Genomic DNA, 4,753 nt, shown 5'->3' with positions numbered 1-4,753 from the left:
GTGGGTGGCGTGAGATCAGGTGGCGCGCGGGGGCCGGCTGCGGGTGTGGGCGGCCCGGATTGCGGCGTCGAAGTCGGGGTGCTGCCGGGCGGTTGAGGGCAGTCGTGCGTTGCGGACGTCCATGGCCCGGGTGAGGACGTCCAGCTGCTCGGGGGACAGCACCCAGGGGCCTTGGTCGTCGGCGTTCAGGACGGCCAGCAGGCTTTTGGCGGTCGCGATGTCCTCGGGGCGCCGGTACGCCGGGTGGGTCCGGCTGAGGCGCAGGGCGAGGGCCAGGCCGGCGCCCAGGTGCGGGGCGTGGCAGCGCCGGGTGGGGGTGATCACCTGATGGCCGTCCGGGACGGCGAGGACCTGGAGGGGGTGTGACCCAGATACGCGTCAAAGGGGCAATGAGTTGATCTTGAAGCCCTGACGGGCGTCCGGGCTCACTCGGTGCTCTCGGCGTCCTCGGCGAGGATGCGATAGACGGTGGCGACCGAGGGCCGCTTGCCCTGGTTCTTGCCCGAGGTGATGACCAACTTGCGGGCGATCTCGGGAACGGGGACTCCGTTGGCCCGCAGGGATCGCGCGTAGGCGGCCATGTCGTCGTCGACGACCTTGGGCCGCCCGCCGTGTCGGCCGCGCTCGCGGGCGGACGCCTGGCCTTCGAGGGACTTCTCCCGGATGTACTCGCGCTCGGACTCCGCCATGCCGGCGAAGAACGCGAACAGGGCGGCGCCGTGCCCGGAGGGGTCGTACACGCCCTGAAGGGGGCCGGTGAGGAGTTTGAGCTGGATGTCGTGGTGGCGCAGGTCCTCGGCGATGGTCAGCAGCTCGGCGGCGCCGCGGCCCAGGCGCTTCATCTCGTGCACGGTGAAGATCACCCGCTGGTGGGGGACGGCCTTCTTGATGGTGCGGGCGAAGTCCATCGCACGGGCGAACTCCGGCCGGACCTTGACCCGGGTGCTGATCTTCTCGGAGAAGACCGGGTCACACCCGGCCTGCTGAAGCGCGTCGAGCTGGCTCTGGAGCTCCTGCTGGGCGGTCGAGCAGCGGGCGTAGCCCACTCTCGTGGGCTTCGTCGCGGCCTCCGGCACGGCGGCGTCGATGGCCGGGCCCCTCTCCCAGGGGCGGCCGGGGCCGCGGTCGGCGGGGGTGCGGACTTCGAGTTCGGCGCGGAGCTGGGGCACCAGCATGAAGCGCGGGGTGTGGTACTTCGGGGCGACCTTGCCGCCGCGAGTGCGGCAGGTGCTTCCGGCAGGCGCTTCACAGGTGGGGCAGTCGAACTGTTCGACGGCGGCGGCCGGTTCGGCGGGCTGGGGCATGTCGCAGAACCTATCGCGCGGGGCATTGTGCGAAAGCTGTTTTGCGAGAGGTTGTGAGAACGAAGATCGGGGGCAAACCGGACACGGTCCGGTGGGGGGTCCGTGGTCTCTCAGAACTACTCATTTCTGCGAACGCACAACGTGACCACCTTCACTTACTGTGGCTGGTCACAAATTGACGCTCACCGTTGTGGTTCCCAGGCTGGTATGAGGGGTCGGCGAAAGGGGCCGTGGTCGTGAGTGGTGGGCGGAGTGAACTTCCCCGGCTGCTGACGGCAGCGGAGACGGCCGCGCCGGTGGAGGCCGTCGACGTGGTCGCCGAGGACCTGCGGCAGCGTCTCCAGGCGACGAAGGTCTCCTTTCTCATCGTGGATCTGACAGGGAAGGCAGTGGCGCGGCTGTCCACCACTGATGCCGCGGGGGGTGGGCGGGAAGCGGAGCGGATCCCCCTGCCCGGCAGTGTCTACGAGCAGGTGATCCGTACCCAGCGGCTGTACCAGGAGGAGACCGGCCGGGGACAGCGGGTGATCGTGCCGGTCACCAACCGGGGGGATGCCATCGGGCTGCTGGAACTGCTCCTTCCGGCCGTCCCCGGCGAGGACGTCCTCGATGCGGTCGGGGAAGCCGCCCACGCCCTGGCCTATATCGTGATCGCCAACGGGCGCTTCACCGACCTCTACGTCTGGGGCAAACGCTCCCGGCCCCCCACTTTGGCAGCAGAAATCCAGTACCAGCTGCTGCCCCCGTCACTGTCGTGCGAGGCAGCACAGTTCACCCTGTGCGGGCACTTGGAGCCCTCCGAAGACCTCAGCGGCGACACCTTCGACTACACCGCAGCACAGTTCACCCTGTGCGGGCACTTGGAGCCCTCCGAAGACCTCAGCGGCGACACCTTCGACTACACCCTGGACCGCGACACCCTGCACGTGTCGGTGACCGACCCCATGGGCCACGACGTCGACGCCGCGCTGGCCGCCACGATCCTGGTGGGCGCCCTGCGCGGCGCCCGTCGCGCAGGAGCAGGCCTGGCCGACCAGGCCCACCGGGCCGACCTGGCCCTGGCCGACCACGGCCACGGTCACGCCACCGGGCAGCTGCTGCGCATCGACCTGAACACCGGGCAAGCCCGACTCGTCAACGCCGGCCATCCCTGGCCACTGCGCATGCGTGAGGGGGTTGCGGAGATGATCACCTGCGAAGTGGACCATCCCTTCGGGCTGTCCGCGCTCGTAGCCCGCCCCTACCGGGTTCAGGACATCGATCTGCACCCCGGTGACCGCCTGCTCATGCTGACCGACGGCATGCTCGAACGTCATGGGGAGAAGGTCGACCTGCCCGCTCTGCTGGAGCGCACCCGGGACCTGCACCCGCGGGAGGCCGCGCTGATGCTGACGTCCGCGGTACGGGACGCCGCCGGCGGCCAGCTCGAGGACGATGCCACCGTGATGTGCCTGGACTGGCACGGTCCCCAGGAGACCCAGCGGCACGCCAGCTCCGGCGCGGACACTCAGCGGGCCTCAGCCGGCCGCACGAAGCAGTAGCCGTGACCAGGGCGCTTTCCTGGACGGTGGATTTTCGGTTCAGGCGGCCGGTGAGTAGCTCTCGCTCGTCGGGGCATCGCCTCTGAACACCGTGAAGTCGACGTCCAGGCGCGGGTCGTACGCCTCGGGCTGGATGCCGAGCTCGTGGGTGGAGTACTCGCCGAACCGGTTGATGTGTTCGGTCAGGTACGGCGAGATCTGGGCCAGGTCCTCCGGATCGATCTCCCAACCCTCCTCCAGCAGCTGCCGCACGATCTCCGCGATGTCCAGGGCGTTGTGGAAGATGACCGCGTTCGTGAGCAGAGCATTGAATTTCATCGCCTTCCCTTGCTCAACCGGGTCGTTGTCCGCGATGACCCCGCGGTTGCCGAACCCGATCCACTGGGAGAACCGGTTGAACGACTCCACCTTGTTCGTCGCCGCCGTCACCCGTCGGCGCAGCGGGGCGTCCGAGAGGTAGCGCAGCAGCTGCACGGTGCGGATCACGCGGCCGACCTCGCGGAAGGCGGTGTAGGTGGCGTTCTTCCGCGAGCCCGAGTGCAGGCGCTTCAGCAGCGTGGAGGAAGCGTTCGCGCGGCCCGCACAGCAGGCACCGCCACAGCGTGATCCCGTGCAGCTCGCACGGCGCGTAGCGCTCCCGCTGGGGCAGGGCCTCCAGAGCGGGGCGGGGACGCTAGAGGCGGCTCAGCTCGGTGGCCGGGAAGGACTCCTCGCCGTCGCGGACCCAGCGCGGTGACAGCTGCTCGAAACGCTCGGGCGTGGTGTAGTACGGCTGCCCGGCCGGGCTGAACACCAGAGCCAGATGGCCGGCGGAGACCAGGGATTCCAGGCGGTGGTGGCTGAACTCCCGCATCAGGCCAAGCATTGCGTCCTGGCGCAGACTCCAGGCGTACCCGAATCGGCGCAGGATGCGCCGCTCGGCGGCCGCCGGGCCGCTCTGGGCGGCGTCGAGCGCCTCCACGGCCGTGATGGCGGCGGCCGGGCCAGCGGCCAGCTCGCGCGCTGCGGCCTCGGCGGCAGGGCGGGTGCGGTGGCTACTGAGGGCGTATCCGTGGAGCTGGTCCACGACCTGGTGCGCTCCCTCGCGCTCGGCGACGGCGTACCGGACGGGCGGCTGGGGACGGCGGCGGGGCATGGCGGACCTCCATCGACGCAGAAAGAAGCTGGGCAACTGCTGGTTGATGACCATGCGAGCGTCCTTTAGGAAATGACGTAGTGGCCCAGCTCGCGCAGCGCGTCGGCGGTGCGCTCCACGTCCTCAGGGCCGTGGTCGGTCGGGCGGGTGTAGGCCTCGATCTCATTGCTCCAGGTGAAGCCCTGGGCGGTGAGGGCCTGTTCGGCCTCGGGGGCGAGGTCGTCGCCGGAGCGCGGCGCGACGACCAGACCGTGGGCGGGGTCGGGGGTGACCAGGTACACCGGTCCTCCTTTCCCCGTGGGCCGCCGGAGCGGCCGGCGGCCCACGGGTCGGGCGGGATGCGTCAGCGGGTGACAGTGATCGTGTAGTCGGCGTCCAGGACGGCGAGAGCGGCGCGGATGGCGGCGCGGGTCTCCGGGCTTGGCTCCGAGTACGGGAAATCCAGCGCGTGCACGGCGTCGTCCAGGTGGTCGTCGGGCATCGGCAGCCGGTATCCGCTGCGGTAGAGGGCGACGGCGGTTGCGGTGGCGACCCGGCTGCGGTTGTAGGAGGTGGCTTCCTCGGCGCTCACGCTGGTGCCGAATGCTTCGCGGGCGGTGGGCGGCAGGACGGCGATTCCGGCGGTGAAGCGGCGGGCGGGGATGCGGAGGCGGGCCGGGCGCAGGGCGCGGCGCAGCGATCGCAGCATGGCAACTCCTGATGCTGAAAGCGGGGAGAGCTGAAGACAGGGAGAGAGAGGGGAGGGTGGTTGCCGCCGTTGTGAGGGTGCGAGA

At 70.1% G+C, this 4,753-nt stretch carries 7 protein-coding genes; 1 reads left to right on the top strand and 6 read right to left on the bottom strand.

Going from position 1 to position 4,753, the window contains the following annotated elements; all coding sequences use genetic code 11:
* Nucleotides 1-15 precede the first annotated feature (15 nt).
* Together B7L92_RS26770 and B7L92_RS26765 are read right to left on the bottom strand one after the other, a co-directional pair.
* Entirely contained in the window at nucleotides 16-324 is a 309-nt protein-coding gene (locus B7L92_RS26770; RefSeq protein ID WP_081239947.1) for a hypothetical protein, read from the bottom strand.
* Between the two features lie 101 nt (nucleotides 325-425).
* The gene (locus B7L92_RS26765) at nucleotides 426-1,304 is read right to left on the bottom strand and encodes a recombinase family protein (protein ID WP_081239946.1); all 879 of its coding nucleotides are present in this window, start codon (nucleotides 1,302-1,304) and stop codon (nucleotides 426-428) included.
* A gap of 236 nt (nucleotides 1,305-1,540) precedes the next feature.
* Here B7L92_RS26765 and B7L92_RS26760 point away from each other — a divergent pair, with 236 nt between their 5' ends.
* Nucleotides 1,541-2,845: a PP2C family protein-serine/threonine phosphatase gene (locus B7L92_RS26760; protein WP_107501612.1), complete on the top strand. Its 1,305-nt coding sequence runs from the start codon at nucleotides 1,541-1,543 to the stop codon at nucleotides 2,843-2,845.
* Between the two features lie 39 nt (nucleotides 2,846-2,884).
* Here B7L92_RS26760 and B7L92_RS26755 read toward each other — a convergent pair whose 3' ends face one another.
* From B7L92_RS26755 to B7L92_RS26740, 4 genes are all read right to left on the bottom strand, one after another.
* Nucleotides 2,885-3,388, bottom strand: a complete 504-nt coding sequence (locus tag B7L92_RS26755; RefSeq protein WP_255311147.1) for a Tn3 family transposase — start codon at nucleotides 3,386-3,388, stop codon at nucleotides 2,885-2,887.
* A gap of 130 nt (nucleotides 3,389-3,518) precedes the next feature.
* Complete coding sequence (locus B7L92_RS26750) at nucleotides 3,519-4,034, bottom strand: hypothetical protein (RefSeq protein ID WP_174704021.1); 516 nt, start codon at nucleotides 4,032-4,034, stop codon at nucleotides 3,519-3,521.
* An 11-nt stretch (nucleotides 4,035-4,045) separates the two neighbouring features.
* The gene (locus tag B7L92_RS26745) at nucleotides 4,046-4,261 is read right to left on the bottom strand and encodes a hypothetical protein (protein WP_081239943.1); all 216 of its coding nucleotides are present in this window, start codon (nucleotides 4,259-4,261) and stop codon (nucleotides 4,046-4,048) included.
* Between the two features lie 62 nt (nucleotides 4,262-4,323).
* On the bottom strand, nucleotides 4,324-4,668 hold the full coding sequence (locus tag B7L92_RS26740; protein WP_081239942.1) for a hypothetical protein: 345 nt from the start codon (nucleotides 4,666-4,668) through the stop codon (nucleotides 4,324-4,326).
* Nucleotides 4,669-4,753 lie beyond the last annotated feature (85 nt).

The sequence above is a fragment of the Streptomyces viridosporus genome (assembly GCF_002078235.1).
Lineage (GTDB): Bacteria > Actinomycetota > Actinomycetes > Streptomycetales > Streptomycetaceae > Streptomyces > Streptomyces viridosporus.
This window is presented reverse-complemented; position numbering and strand designations above follow the sequence as displayed.